This is a genomic window from Paenibacillus sp. NN59 (genome assembly GCF_057597225.1).
In genome coordinates, this window is the sequence record NZ_CP199678.1 from 880,201 (window position 1) to 900,234 (window position 20,034).

The following is a 20,034-nucleotide window of genomic DNA, read 5'->3' on the forward strand; positions in this document are numbered from 1 at the left end:
TATTGGTTGTGGCCTCTGTTCGTCGGATGGATCAGTTGTCAATAACGTTGTGTCGTTGATTGTTTTCAAGAGTTGCAGTAAGACGGGGTAAAGATATCCCTAACTTTTTGGCTTCTTTCACAACTTCAATTACTGAAAAACCTGCTTTGGTATTGTTGTATTCAATGGAAAGTCGTGCTAAGCTGCCCTTTGCAAAGATAACCTTGTTAAAAAGCATACTGAGAAGTGGTGGTGGAATTTTAGTCAGCAGTAGAGAAATCATATCAATCTGTGCACCTCTTGCTCTAAGTACAGGTACAATTTCCCTCATATTTTTTCCTACATTGGCGAATGAGTCACGATGATTCAAGAGTGCTGGAAAACTTCCCCGTCTCAACACTTCGGTTTCCATAGCTGCATTCATGGCAAAGTGATTCCATAGCCAATTTTGCATATCCTTTATCCAACTAATTTTAAAATGCGCACTTTCAAATAGTTCCTTGACCATGTTGCTTATTTGTTCCGTGCCTGCCCGTGGTTTTTCAAGAAATATCATTTTAAAAAAGCCGCCTCTAAGCCTATTGTCCGTGATGCCGCCTCCTGCTCCTGGGAAGCCAAAGACAACATTGTTCATAACCAAGGGTGAGATAGCTGATTTCAAATCTTGCCAAATATTATTGAATATGAGGACAGGGGTGTTTCCTGTAACAGTCGACAGTAATTGTGCTACCTCTGGAAGTTGTTCCGTACTGACACTTACAATAATGAGATCATAATTTGGACGTATCTCCTCATGAAGTTGAACGTTCCAGCGTTCCTTTATGAACTGTTTCCCCCTTCGTGCGTCCCACATTTCAAGCTCAATATAGCCTCCGAAGGTTGCTTTTCTCCCTTCCCTAACATAGAACTCAACGGTATGCCCTGCCTTTTCCAAAGCCCAAGCATATTGGGTGGATATTAAACCTCTACCAAAGAATAAAATTCTCATATTGCCTCCCTAAAAATATATTTTAGCTCTTGTTGATGATCCAACAACGTGTTGTATAATGTTATTGTATGGATTCATTATATGGTCATCAACCATCAGATTTTTAATATCTGTCGTATCATGGGTTGAACAGATTGAACAGAAAATGGAGGGAAATCATGCATAAGCAACCTGAAATCACGGACAAAACAAGGCAGACGTTTGTAAATGTATTCTGCGATTTATATAGCCGGAAACCAATCGAAAAAATATCCATTCAAGAGATCGCTAACCAATCAGGATATAACCGCAGTACATTTTATCAATACTTTACAGATATCTATGACTTGTTGGACTGGGTTGAAGAACGTATTTTGAATTCCATTAACGAGGAAATGGCAGGCAGAGAGTTCTCTACACATACTTTCCAAGATGCACTTCAGTGCTTGGAAAATGCAGAGGACATTGCAATTCTGAAAGCTCTCTTGGGCGACTATGGCTCTGTTCATTTTGTGGAACGGCTAAAAAGGGAAATTCCCTTTGAACGATTGATTGTGGATTTTCCATCCGATGATGCTTTAGCGCCATATATCATTGAGTTTTACATATCAACATTAATATCTATGTTTCGCCTTTGGATACGAAACGGCAAAGATCTATCGTCAGAAGAGTTGGTCGGACTGATTGATAGCTTATTTACAAAGGGGATAACGCCATATCACATTTTTGGATCGGTCAATCCGCGGCGCCAATGAGGAGTATGGACGGGGCTTGTAACATTTTAATTAAGGCTCTCGAACAATTATAGTGATAGGTGATATCAAAAGGAGCTACTAATATGAACAGATTTAATTGCCCTTGTTGTGGCTATCCCACACTGGAGGAAAGACAAGGGTTGGGAGATTTGTTGTTTATGTAATTGGGAAGACGATGGGCAAGATGATCCGCATGCAGATGAAGTTTGGGGCGGACCTAATCAAGACTATTCACTTGCGGAGGCTCGTGAGAACTTCAAAAAACACTACATTGTCAATCCGCGAGGAAACACAACCAAAGCAGGAGCTGCGGTGTTCCTCTACAGGCTGTATAACAGGTGAGAAATTGGAATGAAGATTGTAAAACCGCGCCAGGGATGTTGACGCGGTTTTTGCTGTAAGTGTCTGTATGAGGTGAGGTAGGGAACATGCTATTGAAATGTGCGTAATAGTGTTGAAATGATAAGAATGAAGCATGAAAAATGAAGCATGTTCTTCTTCATTGTCCAGAAAGTAATAGTTTTATTAATAATATAAAATATATCATTTTTATGATTGGCAATTTTTGCTGACTCTTCATCAATAAGAGCAAAAAACCGATATTATATAAAAGTGTATTTCGCATATGTGAAACAATGATATGATCAATGAAATGATATTCATATAGGGGCGGGAGTATTAATGAGGAAGCACCATCAAGAGCGAATTCGGGAATTTGTAGGAACACTTTATGAGGCTAATGATGAGATGAAGCGACAATTTTTGCAAAGGAACCTCTCGTCAGTTATAGAACTTTTAAGTGGCTGTCAAGACATGGTTGTACATTTAGGTGAGTATATAGAAAAAGTAGAAGGTGAAGGCACACATACGGTTCAGATGCTTACGGATTATCATACAAATCTTTATAATGTTGCCGTTGCAATTGAAACTATTGATGTGAGTTTCGTCGAGCAATTATCCAATGAAATTAGACTGATTGAGAATAACATGAACAACGAGTTTAAGCTTAAATTCGAAGTTGTATTTTTCCCCTACAAGGCCTCCATGTGGGATTCACTTGAAAGTGTATGGATGGCGGCAAATGAAGATGAACAGTGTGAAGTGTATGTTGTTCCTATAGCTTACCGTGATCGCAATCCAGATGGTTCATACGGTGAACTTCATTACGAAGCCGGGGAATTACCTGAGTATGTTCCGATAACTCATTATGATTCTTACGATTTGAGTGTTCGTAGACCTGATGTAGCTTATATCCACAATCCGTATGATAACCATAATTTTATTACTTCCGTTGATCCAAGGTTCTATTCCTATGAAATAAAAAAAAATACCGATAAATTGGTCTATATCCCTTATTATTCTACTTCAGGTAGTATGAGTGAGGGACAGAAGAGTAGCTCCGCGTATTATCATGCGGATTATATTGTTACACAGGCCGAAAGATATCGCGAGTTTTTTGATCCAGCTTTTTCAGAAAAATTGCTGCCATTGGGTTCACCTAAATTTGATAGAGTGATAAGAATATGCAACAATCCACCCGAGCCGCCAGCTGCTTGGAAAGCTAAAATGGCAGGGAAAAAGGTATATTTCTATAACACGAGTATTGGTGGCTTATTAAATAACACTGCACTATTTTTGAAGAAAATGCACTATGTATTTAAAACATTTGCAGCTCATGATGATGTGTGTCTCTTATGGAGGCCGCATCCACTACTAGAGTCATCACTTCATTCTATGAGATCGCAGTATACACAGATTTATTTTGAATTGAAAAGATACTTCATCGAAAATGAGATCGGTATTTACGATGAGACGCCGGATATTACCAATACTATTGCCCTCAGTGATGCTTACATTGGTGATTCAGGAACTTCGGTTGTTTCACTTTTCGGTATCGCAGGAAAACCAATCTTTATTTTAAATAATCAAATTCTTGAGGAACCTACTGAGGACGACTGGCGTGGTGAGATCATTAACAGAGGGTTTAACATTTACTCTGATGATCAATGGTTAATTACACGTGGTAACAAGCTATATCATTCTCCCGATAACAATTATAGATATCAATATTTATGTGATTTATCTGAATATGCTTATGGGGATTATTATTCATATGCAGTGACAGTAAATAATAAAACATACATTTGTCCTAGAAACGCACAGGACATTATCGTTATATTAGACAACAAAATTCACAAACGAGTTAAACTAGAAAGATATATTGAGCGGGCTGGCTCATTTGCTGGAGCCGTACATTGCGGGAAATACATTTTTCTTATACCGAATTTATATCCGGCTATTGTAAGGTTTGACACTGAGAATGGAGAAATTAAATATTTTAAATCTAATCTGGATGTATTTATCGGTACTAGAAACGGCGAACGTTCTATAGGTGGATATTGTGTTCAAAACGGAATTTTATTTATTGCTTCTCCTGTAGATAGTCGAGTGTTGGCAATCGAAGCCGTGAGTGGAAGAGAACAAATTTTAACCACAGGCGTAAATAATAATGCAGGATGTATTTCTTTGACCTCAGACGGTGTTAATTTGTGGTTTATGCCTTTTTCAGGGAAAAACATTACTTGCTGGAACCCGATGAATGGTAATGTCAGGGAATATGTAGATTTTCCTGAGGAACTGAAATGCAGACATATACATCTGGGATTTGAATGCATGGAACGACCATTTAGTCGTCCTACATTTGTTGGGGACTATGTCTATTTAGCACCGTACTGGTCTAATATGTACATTAAACTTAATAGAATTACAGGTGAATCTACTGAATGGAAACCTCCGTTCAAGACTCTTGATAAGATTAAAAACGGATACTATGCCTCATGGGGTGAAAGCTGGTTTCTTGATCGGGCAGAGGAAGTCAATAAGCATTATAATTTATTTTCGCTTTACGATAGAAAGTTATATCATGTTAATTTGGAAACTGGGAGTTATGAAGAAATCAATGTTGAATTCAACGTTGGAGAGCTAAAGGCAAACGAACCTGGCTTTAGTAAAAACTCTGAATGGCTGCAGTACTGTTGTGAGGAAACTGCTTTTAATTCAATTACTAGTTTTCTGGAGGGAAATGTAGTTGGAAATCCCTTCAACCGGGAAGAACAGATTGCTGCTTATAGAGAAATAATCGCTAACAATGATGGGACATGTGGTGAGCAGATTCATGAGTTTATAAAAGAGCGTCTTAATTAAAGGTAGGAGGCATCGGTATGACAAAAGTAATAACCTACGGTACATTCGATTTATTCCATGAAGGTCATTATAGACTGCTACAGAGAGCCAAAGAACTTGGTGATCACCTTATTGTTGGAGTTACCACTGAGGGGTACGACCAGACTAGAGGTAAGCTTAATGTAATAGATTCACTAATGACCCGAGTTGAAAATGTACGAAAAACAGGTTTTGCCGATGAGATTGTCATTGAAGAGTCACCCGGACAGAAGTTCCGAGATATTAAAAAATATAATATTGATATTTTTACTGTAGGTTCAGACTGGACCGGTCATTTTGATTATCTTAATGATTACTGTAAGGTTATATATCTTGAACGAACCAAGGATATTTCTAGTACAATGCTTCGCACTCAAAATAAACATATCCAGAGAATTGGAATAATTGGAACAGGGCGCATCGCGGAGAGGTTTATCCCAGAAGTGAATCTTGTTAGTGGTATAAGCACGCAGGGTGTGTATAATCCGAACATAGAAAGTTCTCGCAGGTTTGCTGAGAAATGGAACATTAATTCATACACGGAACTTGAGAATTTCTTCCTTGCAATTGATGCTGTCTATATTGCATCACCCCATGAAACTCATTACGAATACATTAAAATGTCACTTGAACAAGGTAAGCATGTTCTCTGTGAAAAACCTATGGTTTTGGAAAAAGCACAGGCAGAAGAACTTTTGAGATATGCAAATGAACATAATTTAACACTCTTTGAAGGAATTAAAACAGCCTATTCTCCGGGTTTCAGTAAGCTAATGGGAATTGCGTGTAGTGGAATTATTGGCAGTATAAGAAATGTAGAAGCTTGTTTCACAAAACTTGAAAACCCTTCAAGTCGTGAACTAACTAATTTGAAGTTCGGAGGAAGTTTCACTGAGCTTGGAAGCTACACTTTACTTCCAATTATTAAAATATTCGGCACAGAGTTTGAAGATATACGATTTGATTCAATAAAAGATGAGAATGGTCTTGATATATTTACGAAAGCACATTTCACGTATCCAAGTGGCATTGGAACTGCTACTTGCGGCCTTGGTGTGAAGTCCGAAGGACATCTTATTATTTCAGGAACAAAGGGTTATATCAAAGTTGAATCCCCATGGTGGAAAACAGCCTATTTTGAAGTTCACTTCGAAGATCCAAATGATGTTGAAAAATATTCAGACAGATTCTTGGGTGATGGATTAAGATATGAGATTAATGATTTCCTTTCTGTGATAAATGGGAATTATGAGAGTGGATTTAAGCTTACAACTAGAGAATCCATAGCTATGGCAGAAATTATGGAGCTGTTTATCCAGAAATTTAGAAAAGATTAATAAAGTATTTTAAAACGAAGGTAGTGGCTTTTATATCTAGTATCTGGATACAAACTACGGAAGGAGAAAGGAGCGAGACAAAATTAAGTGGAGACAGAATTAGAAATAATAGAAACTATTATTAATAGTGATAAATTTACAATTTTTGGAACTGGATCCGTTGCTAAACGTTTTGGTGAGCAATTAAAGTATTGTGGATGTTGGGATAATGTGAGTCATTTTTCAGTTTCTTTATTGAAAGATGACATGGTTCTTTTTGAGGGGAAGAAAGTCGTAGAAATCAAGGATGTTACAAATGATAGTATTGTGATGATAGCTGTGCATAACATCTTTGTTGATGAAATTATAGATAAGCTAAAAAAACTAGGCTTTAAAAGGTTTTTCTGGATTTATCCTCATTTATTTGATCTATGTTTTGGAATACCAAAACATAGAGATGTCGTGCTGAAAGTTGATGAAGTTGTCCAAAGAATAAATGGTTTTTATGTGAATGCTATTTATTACCTGGCAATAGAAAATGTACTTGGAAAAAATAAAGTTGGACGTGAAGTTTATTTGAAATTTATGAGTGTTTTTAGTAGTGAAAAAGCAGCAAAGAAGAGATGGGAAGATTTTGTCCAAAAAATATACGAGTATGAACAAGGAAATGTCCAGCAGAATTATAATATTAAGCTGTCACATAATCATGATATTGTTCTTGATGGTTCACATCGCTTGATGTTAGCCTTTTACTTTAACGTGAGTGAAATAACAGCGGATATGTATAGTTGTGATCTAAAACAATATAAAGCTTATGCTCAGGATATGGCCATGACTGACAATCAACTTAATAAATATTTTTCGCATGATGAAATTCTCCTAATCAAAGAGACAGATAATATATTAAAGGCTCAAAATGTTGACCTAGGGGGGGAGTAATGCGCAGACTGGGGATATTTGTATTTTATGATAAGAGTGGTATCGTTGATGGTTACGTTGAATATATCATTACACAATTAAACAAGGTATTGGATGACCTAATCATAGTTGTAAATGGAGATATTAATGAGGCAGGAGAATGTATATTAAAGAATTATAGTACCCAATTTTATAAACGAGACAATACAGGGCTTGATGCTGGAGCTTACGCAGATGTTATTGTTAATTTGTTGGGGGAAGAGAAGTTATCACAATACGATGAACTAGTATTGTGCAATGATACTTTTTATGGACCATTCGTAAGTTTTGAAGAAATATTTACTTCAATGAAAAACGAAAAATATGATTTTTGGGGTATAGACGGGATAAAGAGAAATTTTTTAAGCTATATTGTTATGTATTTTTGTGTGTTTCGTGGGAAGTTACTCAAAAATGGTGATTTATTTAATTATTTTAAAAGTAATGTATTATTCAAAGTAAACGAGATGGCAGATGCCTTTGCTCTATTGCAAGTAGGGTTATATTATACATTAACTCAAAAAGGATATAAGCCTGGGTTATATACGTATTCAAATGGTTACCAAAGTAAAAGGAACCCTGATATTTGTGTTTTAGAATATAATCTTCCTATATGGAAAAAAAAGTTTTTTTTGAAAGATAATTATACTGATGAGATTTGCGATAAGTTGGTTGCACATTTAGAATCCAAGAAATTATATGATACTTCTTTAATGAAGCAAAATGTAAAAAGAGTTTATGGAGTTGAAATTGGTTCAGAAAAAAAGAAATTCATTGGGACTGACAATGTTAATCAGCCAGAGATCAAATACAGTGTCCCACAGATAACATATGATGATATTAATCATTTTGTCTCGAATCACAGACAAATATATATATATGGTGCAGGTTCCTTTGCTAGGGCTACAGCATTTGTATTTCTTGATAAAATCGAGGATTTCTATGGGTTTATTGTCTCAGATGAAAAAAATATTAAGGATAGAGATATATGGGGCTATCCCGTTATACAAGCTTCACAAGTTCCACCCAATAGTTCAATAATTGTTGCCTTAAATTATGAACATAGTGTCGAAGTCTTATCATGGTTGGGTAAGAATGAACATTTTTTTTATTTTTGGGATTTAAAATGAGGCATTACATGACAGGGAGTGGACCTTTTGGATAATACACTTAATATAAATTCTGATAACACACATTGTATTCTTCCAACTCGTCATCTGAATGATAATTATGAAAATGAAATATTGAAAAAGAAAGTTGCTGTAGTCATTCATCTGCATTATTCGGATACCTTCAAAAAATATGAAGAATATTTCCGGAATATACCTGAAGAAATTACTATCTATTTTACTACTTCTAATGATGAGTTAAATAAGAAAATAAAAAACTTCTCTTCATACAGGAAAAATTGCAGATTAATTGAGAAGAAAAATCGCGGTAGAGATATTAGTTCATTTTTAGTAGCCTGTCGTAAAGATATCTTGGATCATGAGTTGGTTTGCTTTTTACATGACAAAAAGGAGAAAAATCCTTCAAGTAAGTTGGATGTAGATAAGTGGATTTATAGTCAATGGGAAAATATGTTGAGTAGTAAGACTTATATTTATAATGTGATTTCTTGTTTTAATAAAAATGACCAACTAGGCTTACTGCTCCCGCCAGTTCCGGCTAGTGAGCGTATCAATTTTGCATACATGAATAATTGGAAAAGCAACTATGAGAACACTGTTAGGTTGGCAAAAGATTTGAACTTGCATTGTGATATCAATAAGGAAATCTCACCTATGGCTATAGGAACTGTATTCTGGGCAAGGGTGACTGCGTTAAGGAAGCTCTTTGAACATGATTGGAAGTACGAAGATTTTGATGTCGAGCCATTAGCAGATGACGGCACATTGAGTCATGCAGTTGAGCGAATTTTGGAATATGTTGCTAAAGATTCTGGTTATGAGTGTAAATGGGTAATGACAGAAAGATATGCTGAAGATAGATTGGGATATTTTACATCTGCTCTATCAAAAGCATTCGAAAGACTTCGAAATTCATTAGGTCTTCGATATCTATACGATTTAGATCAATTTGATACTAAGGCATCAGAATTGAAAAGTTTGTATCAAAGACACAAAAGAACATATATATATGGTGCTGGAATTCTGGGAAGGGATTGCCTCCATTCTATGAATTTCATTGATATCAAAATAGATGGCTTTATTGTTTCAGAAATGAGAGGGAATGAAACATTAGTTGAAAATATTCCAGTATATGCTTTTAATGAAATGGAATTTGATAAAGAAACACTGGTAATTGTGGCTACAAATAAGAAATATCAGGTGGAAATTATTGAGAAATTTAAAACGAATCAGCTGACTGCCAATACTATTTATAATTGGTTTTCATATTAATTAATTTATGAAAAGTTGCCTGGAGCAGTAGCGAAAGGAATGTTAACTTAACATGGATGAGAAAAAGTATAGATTTAGTAATAATAAATTTAATGTTCAGACTTGGGGAGAATTTAATAGTATTAAAACAAATAAATTGATATTTATATTCGGTGCCGGCTATGGCGCTGATTTTTATTTCCAAAATCATTCAGATGATATTGTCGGTATAATTGATAATGACGAAAGTAAGCATGGACATCGAATTGATTTTTTTGTAGATGAAATTTCATTGAAGAGATGTAAAGAAAAGAAAGTTTTAGATGTGTCCGTATTAAAGCAGTATAAGAATGATAATTTAGTTATCCTCATAGCAAATCTTAACGCAGCTGAACAAATTGCAGAGCAACTTGATAGCTTAGGCATAAGTAATTATTACTCGTTGTTAGCCATGGAAGCCATAAAGAGAAAGTCTATTGTTTTAGCTAAAGATCAAATTGTTAACCATTGTTTATTAACAGAATGTACGGATGAAATTGAGTCCAATAAACTTATTTTTTACAGTACGGGTGGTTATTTCGGGCATGGTAAATACATTGCGGAACAGTTGCTAAAGCAGCGTCGTAATCTGGATATTGTTTGGGTTGTTACCGACTTGAAAATAGAAGTTCCTAAAGGCATCCGACTTGTTTACTGGAAAAATAAGAGGAAATATATTCATGAAATGAGAACTGCGAAAATATGGGTGCATGATGATATGGTTCCATTATATATTCAAAAACAATCGGAGCAAATCTATGTACAAGTCAAACATTGGTCCAGTATTACATTAAAAACGTTTGGTTTTGACTTTACAACATTTCGCAAAGACAATGTGGAAATTGAAATGTGCAGACACAATTCAAAAATGATGGATTACATTATAACAGGTAGTAAATTCGACACAGATACTTGCAGAAGTGGATTCGGCTTCAAAGGTGAGATAGTACAGGCTGGATCGTCGCGTTCTGATGTTCTCTTTAATGAGACTAAATACAGACAAAAAGTAAAAAAACACTATGGTTTAGATGATAATAAAAAAATTCTACTATATGCACCGACATTTCGCTACAAACTAGGCGGTTCTAATATACGAGAGCCTTATGAAACAAATATTGATTACGAATTAATAATCGAAAAACTAGTCAATAAATTTTCTGATGAGTGGTGTGTTCTTTTGAGATTACATCCGTTAGTTTCACATGCAAGCAAATCAATAACATTATTGGATTATGTTATTGATGCCAGCGATTATTCAGACAGTCAAGAACTTGTTGCTGCTGCAGATATCATGATTACAGACTATTCAAGTATAATGTTTGAGCCTGCTTATGTTAGGAAGCCTGTATTTTTGTTTGCTCCAGATCGTAAGGAGTATATCAATGGTGAACGTAAGTTGCTAATTGATTATGACACTCTGCCATTCTCAATTGCGGAATCAAATGAAGAGTTAACCAATCATATTGAGAATTTTAATCGAGAAGAATATGTAATTAAAGTCGATGAATTTATGGAAAAGTACGGTGTTCATGAAGATGGACATGCTAGCGAGCGTTCAGCAAAATTTATCCTGGATTTAATTGATGGTACAAGGAGTTAAGTGATATGCCTAAAATTTCTGTAATTATGCCGTCATTAAACGTGGCCAATTATATAGAACAATGTATGGAAAGCGTAATAAACCAAACATTAAGAGATATAGAAATTATTGCTGTAGATGCAGGATCAACAGACGGAACTCTTGAAATATTGGAAAAATATGAATCTACAGACAATAGAGTCCGTGTCATACACTCCTCTAAAAGAAGTTACGGCTACCAATTAAATCTGGGAATATCAATAGCTCATGGAAACTTTATTGGAGTTGTAGAAACAGATGACTATATAGAGTCGAATATGTATGAATCTTTATATAAGCAGGCTTTAAAATCAAAGGCAGATTATGTTAAGGGAGGGGCACTGAAATTTTTTGAAAAGAGCGAAGGAGAAACTTACAGCAGAAAAATAGAGGTTTTCACTGAAAAAGAATTTGCACATGATCAAGGCAGAATTTCTGTTAATCCGAGTGTAACACCTGAGCTTATTCTTAAAGATTATTACTTGTGGACAGGTATATATGAAAAGAATTTTATTAAATCTATAAAATTAAATGAAACTTCTGGGGCTGCTTATCAAGATATCGGTTTTCTTTTTCAAACATTTTGTAAAGCAAAAAAAGCAGTTTATCTAGATGAAATATTATATCATTATCGTCAGGATAATCCAGATGCTTCGGTATATAATCACAAAGCTTACCAATACTTAATTGATGAGTATCAATATGCAGATTTTTTGCTTCAAAATCAAGGACACATGTGGCGTACATTGAGCTACTGCAAACTGTTTCGTCAAACTAATCTACGAATAAGATTAATGGCAATTTCGGGAAGTGTTTGGGATTCCGCAATAATAAACCTGCAAGTTATTTCTGAACGATTGAAACAAGAAATATTTCAAAATAGTACAGCCCCTCAACAATTAACAAGTAATGAATGGTTAGAGTTGAATTTATTGATTAAAAATCCGATAGAACTATATGATTATCATGCGAAGATCGAAACTGAAAGGCGTAATGAATTTTCCTTTTTATTGAGCAAGTTGGCTGTTGCTCAACAAATTGTCGTTTTTGGATCGGGTTACTTAGGAGAATTCGTTCCGTTTTTGCTTGAATTAAATGAAATAGATACTATCGAAGCATACTGTGATAACAATTCTAACTTGTGGGGCAGTTATTTACATGGTAAGCCTATAATCTCACCGGAGCAATCTATTAGGGATTACCCACAGGCAGTATATATTGTTGCCAACAAGGCTCACCGTAAAGAAATAGAGAAACAATTAATAAGCATGGGTATTGCCGATGATCATATTCTTGCATATACCTTAGGTGTAGATAATTTATTATTAAGTAAAGCGTATTTAAAAAATTATTGATTTAATAATGATTTCAAATTTTTCAACGAACGGAGCTACGTTATGATTAACGGCATTCCTCATCCGTTAAATGAGATCGATGCGGATATAGGAGCATACATCCATTCGAATCCTGATAATAATTTTGTAGATGTTATTCGAAAAGATCAGCGTCTGGAGGTAGCACGCTACCTAAGCGATATTCCAAATAGTTTATTCGCATGGTACCCATTTGAGAGCACTTCGAACGTATTGGTGGTCGGAGGTTCATTTGGTGCTTTTTTAACGAACATATGCAGACGAACTCAAAACACTATTGTTGTGGAAAAGGACGGTTACCGTGCGTACTTTCTTCAGAAGCGTATGAAGGATATTATGAATCTCAGTGTAATACATTGCGATGTGATGGATTTTCAAAAAAAGGAATCCGAACAAGTCTTTGATTATATCATTTGGGCTATCGACGAAAGCGTTGATCGTTTACGTGAAAAAGACTATGAAGCTTATTTTTTAGCGATGAAAAGTATGCTTTCTCCAAACGGAAAGATCCTTGCTGTAATTCCCAATCGCTTTGGTGCTCGTTTTTTTTGTGGAGAAAGAGACGCCGAATCAGACTTGCCGTTTGAAGGAATTACTGATAATCACTCTGGTACGTATCGATTTACCCGTAGCGAACTCCTTCATTTTCTTGATGAGCTGAGTTTTAAATCTGTAAAGCTTTATTATCCTTTTCCTGACTATAGAAACCCTCAACTCATCTACACAGATGACCATCCGCCAACAGAGGATATTTCAGAACGTTTGAAGTCATATATCTCCAAAAACGAAGAGAGAGTCCTAAGCGAGAGAATCTTGTATCGTAAGCTCGCTCAAAATAATGTACTGACTACTTTTTCAAATTATTTTATTGCTGAGTGTAGTAACTATATGAATCACACTGATATACTATATTCTGCCATTTCTTCGGAAAGAAGTCGGGATAGAGCTTTTGCGACAGTGATCTGTAATGACGATAAGGTGAAAAAGATACCTATATATAATGAAGGGTTATCCGGGCTTGAAGAGTTGAGACAAAATGCAAAAGAGCAGCATGAGAGAAAAATACCCTCGCTTAATATTACAATTGAGAATGGCATGGCAGTTATGGATCGGATCAAGGCTCCGACATTATCAAACCATTTAAGAAAACTGATCAATGATCGTAATAGACAAGCAATCTTGAATTGCCTCGACATGTTATACAATCACATTCTTAACTCATCGGAGTATACCTTGGAGAATTCTTTTGCAATTATGGCTCCTCATGAGGACTGGGGACCTGTATTAAAGAAGGCCTATATTGAAATGATTCCAGTGAATTGTTTCTTTCTGGATGGGGAATTATTGTTTTTTGATCAGGAATATACCATGAATTATTGTCCGGCAGGATATGTGATGTTCCGGGCTGTACATGATATTTATAATTTTATGCCAGACATTGTTAAACTAATTCCACTTGAAGAAATGAAGGAGAAATATAAGTTAACAAGTCAATGGAATCTATATTTGAAAGCCGAAGACGAGTTGAGCAGAAAGATCGTAAATAAAGATATATATACAGGACGTTCAACATGGATGAATGATCCAGAGTATATTTTTAGAAGCAATAGGAGGACAATCAAATTGAGCAGTGACCGTTCAATTAAACTTTATGATTCCATTTCCGACCTAAACGATAAAAAGCTCATATTATTCGGCTCTGGTAAATATGCAGATTATTTTTTGGATAAGTATGGAGAACAGTATGCAATAGAATTAATAGTGGATAACAATCCCGATTTATGGGGAACTGTCAAACGAGGAATTCCTGTTAAATCCCCCGATGAAGCTGGTCGATTTATATATGGAACATATCGAATTGTTATAGCTGTTGCAAACTATCAACCAATTGTTGAGCAATTAAATGCTATGGGTATTTATGAGGATAGTTATCGTATCTATCAGAAAAGTATGGATGACTTATTGCCATTTTCTATCGCGGATACCCAATCTGACGGGAAATTTAATATAGGATATGTAACAGGAGCGTTTGACTTGTTTCATATTGGTCATCTTAATCTCTTGAAAAGATGCAAGGAGCGTAGTCATTACTTGATTGCAGGCGTCTTAACAGACGAAATTATTGAAAACGAGAAATTCAAGACTCCGTTCATTCCATTTGAAGAGCGTATTGAGATTGTTAAGCAATGCAAATATGTAGATAGAGTTATTCCGATTGATAAGAACAATACCAATAAAATTGATGCTTGGAAAGAGCTTCGTTTCGGTTGTTTGTTTTCGGGAAGCGACCATGAGCTTCATTGGACGAAGCTTCAATCGCAACTTCGTAGTCTAGGATCGGACTTAGAGTTTTTCCCATATACACAGAGTACAAGTTCCTCTATACTGCAAAAAGCAATAAGGCAACAAATCGCAGGTCAGACTCCGTCCTGATGAGGCTATTAGCCCTAGTGAAGTAGGGATGAGTAGCTAGCTATACGAGTTTAATAAGGCGGTGATTTTTATGAAGTATGACTATCTGATTGTTGGTGCTGGCCCCTTTGGTGCAGTATTTGCTTATGAAGCCACAAAGTGTAATAAAACATGTTTAGTTATTGATAAAAGAGATCATATCGGTGGAAATGTGTACACAGAACAAGTGGAAGGTATTAACGTTCATAAATATGGTGCACATATCTTTCATACTAACGATAAGGAAGTATGGGACTATATTAATCTTTTTGCAACATTTAATCGCTATACGAATTCGCCATTAGCCAATTTTAATGGAGAGATTTACAATCTGCCTTTTAATATGAATACATTCTATCGGTTATGGGGAGTTGCTGATCCGTTAGAAGCTGAAAAGATAATAGAGCAGCAACGATTGAAATGTGACGAGCCTAAGAATCTAGAAGAGCAGGCGTTATCCTTGGTTGGCCGTGATATTTATGAAAAGCTGATTAAAGGTTATACGGAAAAACAATGGGGGCGTGCTTGCAAGGATTTGCCCGCGTTCATAATTAAGCGCTTGCCCGTTCGTTTTACATGGGATAACAACTATTTTAACGATCAGTATCAAGGAATACCTATGGGTGGATATACACCAATCATTGAAAAGTTACTGGAAGGTAGCGAAATTAGATTGAATACGGACTATTTTACACAAAGAGAATACTTCGAAGGCATTGCTACAAAGACAGTATACACGGGTATGCTTGATGAGTTCTATAATTATCGATTCGGTGCACTTGAGTATCGTACACTTCATTTTGAATCAGACATATTGAATCAACCTAATTTCCAAGGTAATGCCGTTGTGAATTACACAGATGAGACCACACCCTTTACCCGCATTATTGAACACAAGCACTTTGAGTTTGGTACTCAGCCTAAAACTATAGTTACACGCGAGTATTCCAAAGAGTATAAACCGGGAGACGAGCCTTATTATCCGGTTAATAATCAAAAAAATAATGTAAGTTATTTAAATTATAAGAAGCTGGCTGATCAAGAAGAAGATGTGATTTTTGGTGGCAGGTTAGCTGAATATAAATACTATGACATGTGGCAGATCGTTAGGAATGCTCTGGATACGGTAAGAAAAGAATTAAACGAGGTTTAGAGCTCAACGTTTCGAATAGTACTAGGGGAGTGGATTTCTTGGAGATATCATTAACGGGGGTTGCGGGACTGAAGATAAGAGCCGGTGATGGTTTGCAAGAGTTAGGACATCCTGAAATGCTGAGCACACCTTTTTTTTATATGGCCGCGCCTGGAGACAAATTGCTGCTAAAGGATTGCGAGTATAAATTCAATGTGGCTACTTATGCAGCAGACGTACAGGATCGTTGGATATATACGTATGATTATGCACCGGATGAGAGCTGGACCGTTTACCAAAAAGATTTGAGTGGTAGCAGTTATAGACAAGAAAATTACGAGTTTACGGAACACGTTTATTTTCGTGTGTGTCTTAGGAAAACGAATGGGGCAAATTTCGAAAATTTTGAGGATATCAATCGTATCCTTTCTTTTATAAAAACGGAGATTACTCCACCTGAAACAAAAATGTGGATCAACAATGAAGTTGAACGTGTTTCAAAGTCTGTTAACAATGTAAGGGGAGAAGGGGATATTCCCTTCCTATTACTGACTGATACACACTATACGGTAAATGGTACTTGGAACGACACTTCTGCCTCGATCCAACAACTACATGCAGCCTTAGGCCTCAGAGGGATTATTCACCTCGGAGATTTCACGGATGGCATGACTTCTCGTGAAGTGAGTCGTCATTATGTAGAACAAGTTCTTGGAGACTTGAAGAAGAATGAGATACCTTTATGGGTGACACTAGGGAATCATGACACAAATTATTTTGGGAATAATCCCGAGCCCTTTTCAATTGAAGAACAATGTGATCTTTATTTAGGCCGAAATGAGCCACGTTATTCCGTTGATTTTGAGCATCCCAAACTCCGATTTATATTTTTAGATTCGTTTGACCCCAATGAGACGTTGCGTTACGGATATAACGAAGCGTGCATTCAATGGCTAAAGACACAACTAGATCATACACCGGAAGATTGGAAAACGATCATTTTTTCACATCTTACACCTACTAGACGATTACAGTATTGGGCTAAAGAAATACGAGGCGAGAAAGAGCTAATGGATCTATTAAAATCTAATGCGAATCAAATTTTAGCTTTTATTAATGGGCATAACCATGGTGATTTTCTTGATAATGAGGAAGGTTTCCCTATTATATCCATAGTGAACTCTAAGTGTGAAGCATTTCTGGAATATAAGCCGACTGGCTTCATCACCCCTGATCGAAAACTCGGTAATGCTTCACAAGAAGCTATTGATATCATGCTAGTCAATCCAGAGCAACAGCAGATCCAATTTGTAAGGTTTGGTGCAGGTAAAGATAGGATTGTTGCACATGGAAAGGCAGAGTGGACTAAATGAAAATATGGGGCCATCGTGGAGCTTATTCTTCTGCACCAGAGAATACACTCATTGGTTTTCAAGTTGCAGCCCAACTGGGGATTAATGGAGTAGAACTCGACATCCAGCTTACCAAGGATAACGAGGTTGTTGTCATTCATGACGAAACCGTTGATCGAACTAGCGATGGAAGGGGATGGGTAAAGGACTATACTCTATCTGAAATTAAAAAGTTGAATTTCAATAAATGTCAGAGAAGCAAGCCACTCTTTATGGAAATACCAACACTAGCAGAAGTATTGAAATTATTGTACCCGACAGGATTGACTATTAATATTGAGCTGAAAACAGGCATCATTTATTATAATGACATTGAGCGTATTTCATTAAAACTTGTTGAGAATTACAGCATGTGTGACAGAATAGTATGGTCGTCATTTAATCACTACTCGGTCCAAAAAATAAAACAGCTTGAACCTTTAAGTAGGACAGCGTTGTTATGTGGCGGAGGAGTATTAGTTACAGGAGAACAATGCGAAAAAGTTGGCGCAGAAGCATTGCACCCGAGTGTTCATATGCTACATCATCCATCGCTTGTGAAAGATTGCCACGAACGGGGAATACTAATCCGTCCTTGGACTGTAATAAACAATGAAGAACTACAGCTTGCACGGGATTTAGGTGTAGACGCAGTAATAGTTAATAGAATTGATTGGGCGAAGGATGTTTTAACACATGGAAAATGATAAGCAACCCGATAAGAAAAAAAAGGGGCCACTTTCCCGAGAAGATTTAAGAGCAGTTCAGCTTGTCCAGCTTGAAATGTTAGAGGAAGTGGACAGAATCTGTCGATTGCATCACATTAATTATACGATGATTGGAGGTACCATGCTTGGTGCCATCCGTCATAAGGGTTACATACCTTGGGATGATGATGCAGATATTGGTTTGCTCCGGAAAGAATATGAGAAGTTTTGCAAAATTTGTGAGACAGAATTAGACCATGATCGTTTTTATTTTCAAGATATGAGGACAACCCCAGGATACAGATGGGGATATGGAAAAATCAGACGTAAAAACACTTATTTTTTAAGGGAAGGACAATCCCATATGCCTTATGAGTCGGGTATTTTTATTGATATTTTTCCATTTGATAATGTACCTGACGGGAAGTTTGCTGCAAAATTGCACAATCTTCACTGTAAGATAATCCGTAAAATATTGTGGTCAGAAGTAGGCAAGCTAACAGAAAAAAATCTAATCCTCCGCTGGATCTATAAATTAATTAACAAAATACCACTTAATTACGTAGCTAATCATTTAGAGCATTTCTCAGAGAGCACTAACCGGAGAAATTATGACCGTGTAAGAGTGATAACCTTTCCCTCACCAGATGAGATAAGTGAGGGCAGGCGTGAGTGGTATGAAAAAACGACAATCTATAAATTTGAGAATCTCAATTTATCAGGTATGAATAGTGCAGCTATATATTTAAAACACAAATATGGGGATGATTATTTATCAATTCCTCCCGAAAGCAAAAGAAAGTCACATCCTGTTTCATACTATAAACTTTTAGATTAGGAAGGTGCAGGAACATCATGGAGAGAGCAATTATATATGGTGCAGGTGCCACAGGAATGTCTGTATATGAGCAGATTAAGAAAAAGGGGCTTTCTTGTTTGGCTTTTATTGATAACGATGTAAGTTTACAAGGAAAAACTATCAATGGAATCCCAATTATTTCCCCAGAAGATATTGTCAACTTTGATTATGATAAAATCTATATTGGTACAATTATGGATATTGAATTATTAAAGCTAAAACTTATAAGCATGGGTGTAAATGAAACTCAAATCGACGATAGTTTAGTATCGCTTTCGTATAAGGCTCGAATCGCTTTTTTGAAGTCACAAGCTGAGATATTTAAAGACAGAGGACTAGTAGGCTCCTGTGCGGAGTGTGGCGTGTTGAGTGGTTCTTTCGCGAAAGTAATTAATGAAACGTTTCCTAATCAGTCTTTATATCTGTTTGATACCTTTGAAGGATTTGACCAAAGGGATATAGGAGTAGAATTAACAAACGGTTTTTCCAGTTCGTTAGCGGGTACATTCGGCGGACTTACATCTCTTGAATCTGTAATGAAATCTATGCCTATACCGAATAAAATAATTATTAAAAAGGGATATTTTCCAGAAACTATTGAAGGAATTGAAGATACATTCTTATTTGTAAATTTGGACTTTGATTTATATAAACCAACTTTAGCAGGGTTGGAGTTTTTCTATCAAAATCTCGTGAATGGTGGAATTGTACTGGTCCATGATTACTTTTCCACACGTTTTAAAGGAGTTAAACAAGCAGTTGATGAGTTTTGTGATAAAAATTCTATATTTCCCATTGCTATCGGTGATAATTCCAGTGTAGCAATTATAAAGGGTATTCATTAAAATTTAATTTAGTTAAGTTAGACTATTAAGTCGTATTAGATA

General features: G+C 36.0%; 16 protein-coding genes. 15 read left to right on the plus strand and 1 reads right to left on the minus strand.

The features are described from left to right. Window positions 1-31: 31 nt before the first annotated feature. Window positions 32-967, minus strand: a complete 936-nt coding sequence (locus ACT89M_RS03985; protein WP_308723307.1) for a ketopantoate reductase family protein — start codon at window positions 965-967, stop codon at window positions 32-34. Window positions 968-1,125: 158 nt separating this feature from the next. Between ACT89M_RS03985 and ACT89M_RS03990 the strand changes: the two genes are divergently transcribed. The 15 genes from ACT89M_RS03990 (at window position 1,126) to ACT89M_RS04060 (ending at window position 19,992) form a co-directional block, all read left to right on the plus strand. Beyond that, window positions 1,126-1,701, plus strand: a complete 576-nt coding sequence (locus ACT89M_RS03990; RefSeq protein ID WP_154891626.1) for a TetR/AcrR family transcriptional regulator — start codon at window positions 1,126-1,128, stop codon at window positions 1,699-1,701. 108 nt (window positions 1,702-1,809) lie between these two features. Then, complete coding sequence (locus tag ACT89M_RS03995; RefSeq protein WP_261769601.1) at window positions 1,810-2,043, plus strand: CPCC family cysteine-rich protein; 234 nt, start codon at window positions 1,810-1,812, stop codon at window positions 2,041-2,043. A 339-nt stretch (window positions 2,044-2,382) separates the two neighbouring features. Further along, window positions 2,383-4,905: an NHL repeat-containing protein gene (locus ACT89M_RS04000; RefSeq protein WP_154891627.1), complete on the plus strand. Its 2,523-nt coding sequence runs from the start codon at window positions 2,383-2,385 to the stop codon at window positions 4,903-4,905. A gap of 17 nt (window positions 4,906-4,922) precedes the next feature. After that, the gene (locus ACT89M_RS04005; RefSeq protein ID WP_154891628.1) at window positions 4,923-6,260 is read left to right on the plus strand and encodes a Gfo/Idh/MocA family oxidoreductase; all 1,338 of its coding nucleotides are present in this window, start codon (window positions 4,923-4,925) and stop codon (window positions 6,258-6,260) included. An 87-nt stretch (window positions 6,261-6,347) separates the two neighbouring features. Continuing rightward, window positions 6,348-7,178 (plus strand): hypothetical protein, encoded by an 831-nt coding sequence (locus tag ACT89M_RS04010; protein ID WP_308723306.1) that lies wholly within the window; start codon window positions 6,348-6,350, stop codon window positions 7,176-7,178. Continuing rightward, a complete protein-coding gene (locus ACT89M_RS04015; RefSeq protein ID WP_308723305.1) occupies window positions 7,178-8,326 on the plus strand; it encodes a rhamnan synthesis F family protein in 1,149 nt (382 codons plus the stop codon). The genes ACT89M_RS04010 and ACT89M_RS04015 overlap by 1 nt, the downstream gene beginning before the upstream one ends. Before the next feature lie 27 nt (window positions 8,327-8,353). Then, window positions 8,354-9,598, plus strand: coding sequence for a rhamnan synthesis F family protein (locus ACT89M_RS04020; RefSeq protein WP_186809819.1), 1,245 nt, complete (start codon window positions 8,354-8,356; stop codon window positions 9,596-9,598). A gap of 52 nt (window positions 9,599-9,650) precedes the next feature. Next, entirely contained in the window at window positions 9,651-11,216 is a 1,566-nt protein-coding gene (locus tag ACT89M_RS04025; RefSeq protein WP_154891632.1) for a CDP-glycerol glycerophosphotransferase family protein, read from the plus strand. A gap of 5 nt (window positions 11,217-11,221) precedes the next feature. Next, complete coding sequence (locus ACT89M_RS04030) at window positions 11,222-12,589, plus strand: glycosyltransferase family 2 protein (RefSeq protein ID WP_154891633.1); 1,368 nt, start codon at window positions 11,222-11,224, stop codon at window positions 12,587-12,589. A 42-nt stretch (window positions 12,590-12,631) separates the two neighbouring features. Then, window positions 12,632-15,040 carry an adenylyltransferase/cytidyltransferase family protein gene (locus ACT89M_RS04035; protein WP_308723303.1) on the plus strand — a complete coding sequence of 803 codons (2,409 nt, stop codon included), beginning with the start codon at window positions 12,632-12,634 and terminating at the stop codon, window positions 15,038-15,040. 70 nt (window positions 15,041-15,110) lie between these two features. After that, on the plus strand, window positions 15,111-16,211 hold the full coding sequence (glf, locus tag ACT89M_RS04040) for a UDP-galactopyranose mutase (RefSeq protein WP_154891634.1): 1,101 nt from the start codon (window positions 15,111-15,113) through the stop codon (window positions 16,209-16,211). 38 nt (window positions 16,212-16,249) lie between these two features. Then, entirely contained in the window at window positions 16,250-17,563 is a 1,314-nt protein-coding gene (locus ACT89M_RS04045) for a metallophosphoesterase family protein (protein ID WP_154891635.1), read from the plus strand. Continuing rightward, entirely contained in the window at window positions 17,560-18,288 is a 729-nt protein-coding gene (locus ACT89M_RS04050; RefSeq protein ID WP_154891636.1) for a glycerophosphodiester phosphodiesterase, read from the plus strand. Before ACT89M_RS04045 ends, ACT89M_RS04050 begins: the two co-directional genes overlap by 4 nt. After that, the gene (locus tag ACT89M_RS04055; protein ID WP_308723302.1) at window positions 18,278-19,126 is read left to right on the plus strand and encodes a LicD family protein; all 849 of its coding nucleotides are present in this window, start codon (window positions 18,278-18,280) and stop codon (window positions 19,124-19,126) included. Before ACT89M_RS04050 ends, ACT89M_RS04055 begins: the two co-directional genes overlap by 11 nt. A 17-nt stretch (window positions 19,127-19,143) precedes the next feature. Next, window positions 19,144-19,992, plus strand: coding sequence for a TylF/MycF/NovP-related O-methyltransferase (locus tag ACT89M_RS04060; protein ID WP_154891638.1), 849 nt, complete (start codon window positions 19,144-19,146; stop codon window positions 19,990-19,992). Window positions 19,993-20,034 lie beyond the last annotated feature (42 nt).

What these genes read in the sequence shown, in the direction of transcription:
- ACT89M_RS03985 (WP_308723307.1), bottom strand. Translation starts at nt 967, where the DNA reads ATGAGAATTTTATTCTTTGGTAGAGGTTTAATATCCACCCAATATGCT.
- ACT89M_RS03990 (WP_154891626.1), top strand. Translation starts at nt 1,126, where the DNA reads ATGCATAAGCAACCTGAAATCACGGACAAAACAAGGCAGACGTTTGTA.
- ACT89M_RS04000 (WP_154891627.1), top strand. Translation starts at nt 2,383, where the DNA reads ATGAGGAAGCACCATCAAGAGCGAATTCGGGAATTTGTAGGAACACTT.
- ACT89M_RS04005 (WP_154891628.1), top strand. Translation starts at nt 4,923, where the DNA reads ATGACAAAAGTAATAACCTACGGTACATTCGATTTATTCCATGAAGGT.
- ACT89M_RS04015 (WP_308723305.1), top strand. Translation starts at nt 7,178, where the DNA reads ATGCGCAGACTGGGGATATTTGTATTTTATGATAAGAGTGGTATCGTT.
- ACT89M_RS04025 (WP_154891632.1), top strand. Translation starts at nt 9,651, where the DNA reads ATGGATGAGAAAAAGTATAGATTTAGTAATAATAAATTTAATGTTCAG.
- ACT89M_RS04030 (WP_154891633.1), top strand. Translation starts at nt 11,222, where the DNA reads ATGCCTAAAATTTCTGTAATTATGCCGTCATTAAACGTGGCCAATTAT.
- ACT89M_RS04035 (WP_308723303.1), top strand. Translation starts at nt 12,632, where the DNA reads ATGATTAACGGCATTCCTCATCCGTTAAATGAGATCGATGCGGATATA.
- glf (WP_154891634.1), top strand. Translation starts at nt 15,111, where the DNA reads ATGAAGTATGACTATCTGATTGTTGGTGCTGGCCCCTTTGGTGCAGTA.
- ACT89M_RS04050 (WP_154891636.1), top strand. Translation starts at nt 17,560, where the DNA reads ATGAAAATATGGGGCCATCGTGGAGCTTATTCTTCTGCACCAGAGAAT.
- ACT89M_RS04055 (WP_308723302.1), top strand. Translation starts at nt 18,278, where the DNA reads ATGGAAAATGATAAGCAACCCGATAAGAAAAAAAAGGGGCCACTTTCC.
- ACT89M_RS04060 (WP_154891638.1), top strand. Translation starts at nt 19,144, where the DNA reads ATGGAGAGAGCAATTATATATGGTGCAGGTGCCACAGGAATGTCTGTA.